Here is a 1,925-nt window from a genome sequence, read left to right as displayed (position 1 = left end):
GCTGCTGCTGCACTGCGCCCCCGGCCTGAAGCACAAGGCCGCCCTCGCCGCGCTCAAGGCCGACCCGACGGCGGATCCGGCGCTGATCGCTGCGCTCGAGGCGGAGCTCGCCGACAAGATCCAGGAGATTAAGCCCGGCACCGGACCGACCGGCGACTGGGAGATGACGAATCTGGACGTCGATGGCAACGGAGTGGTCGACGACCGGGACTTGGCACTTGGCCGTGAGGGCTTCCGCCCGTTCGACTGACGGTGCTCGCGGCCGGCGGTGCTTCCTTCACAAGCTCAGGCAACTCCTACGCCCGAGCAGGTGCTTCCGTTTCCCTCCTGTCTTCTTGCCTGCCGAAAATCCGGGCGAGGGTCAGCCGCAGCTCCTCATCAGGCTCGAAGTTGTCGTGGGTGTCGTCGATTTGCTCGGGGCTCTGGACGATGGCGGAGGACGAATCGACATCCCAGCTACCATCCTCGGTCGTCAACTGGCGTAAGCGAACTTTGAAGCTGGTCTCGTCCTGCACCATGCCGATGATGTTGTGGGAGGCCCATTGGACACTGTCTGACGCCCGGCCAGGCACGACCGCCCACTTCTGCATACAGGACGCCAGATCGCCTCTCCTCTTGTAGTAGTTTTGTCTATGGCGCGGCTGGGTCGGCGTGGCGTCGATCATGTAGGCGTGCCAGCCGCCGAAGCGGAGGAATCCCGTTTTGGATTGCTCGACGATTTCGAACAGGCTTTGGCCGTCACGCGTGACCGCAAGCCCGTCAATGTCGGTGCTCACGACGCTTCTCGCCTTGGCGAGGTTGCGCAACCGTGCCTGCTCGAACAGGGCGGCCTGACCGTAAAGCGAGTCCCAGATGCCGTGGGACAGCGGCCGGTGGCCATCCAACACACCCGGTCTGAACGGCCACCCGACGACCAGCACTTCGATCGCGGGATCTATCGACCGAAGCTCGTTATCGATCTCTCTCAGCCCAGAGGTGTCCGAATTGCAGTCATAGAGGACGACACCGTTGCAGCCGTGGCCGTGCGCATAGTAGCGCACCCAATCCCTAATCGAGGGAATATCATTGCCCTGGTTCACGGTGAGAATACAGCGTCGGCCGGCGAAGAGATCGCTCAGATTCGGCTGAGGGGCCATGTAGGTGTGCCCGACCGTCGTCTCGATGATGAGTCCGGTGGTTCCGACCGGAACCGTGACGGTGACCACGTCGGTCCACCACTTGTGACGCACCTCAAACGCGCACGCCTGCATGCTGGGCGCGGCCCGAAACTGCAAGTCGAGCTCGGCCTCCAGATTCAGCAGGGGCGGGCCGACGAGGTGAATTGCTTGCCGCTTCGCGTCCCAGAATGCGTCACAAAAGACGGTCGTGAAGTCAAAGTCATCTTCGTAATCCGCGTGCCGTAGAACCGGGTCCCGAGGCGGCATCCGGATAGGGTCGTGGTCAAGATCGAGCGTCCAGGACGACAGATTTGATGCGTACCGCAGACCCCTCTCCTTTCATCATTGTTACCCAGCGCCGCTTTTCGGGGCAAAGTCGGGCGGCTCTAGGTGCCCGGTCGGCTCAGATCTTGCTATGCCTCTTGACCACCAGGATCGTGGGGCAGCGAGAGGATCGCTTGCGGCAGAGGAGTTTTTGCCTCTGTGGTCGGAAGCGTCAAGAAATTATGCGCGCCGCAGCGGCAAGAGCGCTCACGGAGCCATGTATATGGGACTCAATGCGCGGTGTACCGCAGACGTTTACTACTTATTTTGGCAAAATGCCTCTAATTGCTGCCAGGAGAGACCTTCTCTGGTTGGGGTTGTAGAGGTCAAGCTGCTCCAAGGTTTGCCGGTCGATCCCGCGGGGTCACGCGTTTCGCTTCGCGGTCGGCGTCTGGCCGCCGAAGCATGGGGTCAGGCAGGGGAGGCGGGAACGGCCGGGATGCC

2 protein-coding genes are annotated in these 1,925 nt (G+C 62.0%); one reads left to right on the top strand and one right to left on the bottom strand.

The features are described from left to right. Window positions 1-250: hypothetical protein (locus FFK22_RS43645; RefSeq protein WP_186002978.1), on the top strand; the 250-nt coding region annotated here is incomplete at its 5' end. Between the two features lie 46 nt (window positions 251-296). Here the strand turns inward: FFK22_RS43645 and FFK22_RS41615 are convergent. Then, window positions 297-1,424, bottom strand: a complete 1,128-nt coding sequence (locus FFK22_RS41615; protein ID WP_138893664.1) for a hypothetical protein — start codon at window positions 1,422-1,424, stop codon at window positions 297-299. Window positions 1,425-1,925: the final 501 nt, after the last annotated feature.

The sequence above is a fragment of the Mycobacterium sp. KBS0706 genome (assembly GCF_005938675.2).
Lineage (GTDB): Bacteria > Pseudomonadota > Alphaproteobacteria > DSM-16000 > Inquilinaceae > Inquilinus.
The sequence above is the reverse complement of the archived record's forward strand: the minus strand, read 5'-3'. Positions and strand labels throughout refer to the sequence as shown.

Coding starts and splice junctions, on each gene's coding strand:
- FFK22_RS41615 (WP_138893664.1), bottom strand. CDS start 1,424: ATGCCGCCTCGGGACCCGGTTCTACGGCACGCGGATTACGAAGATGAC.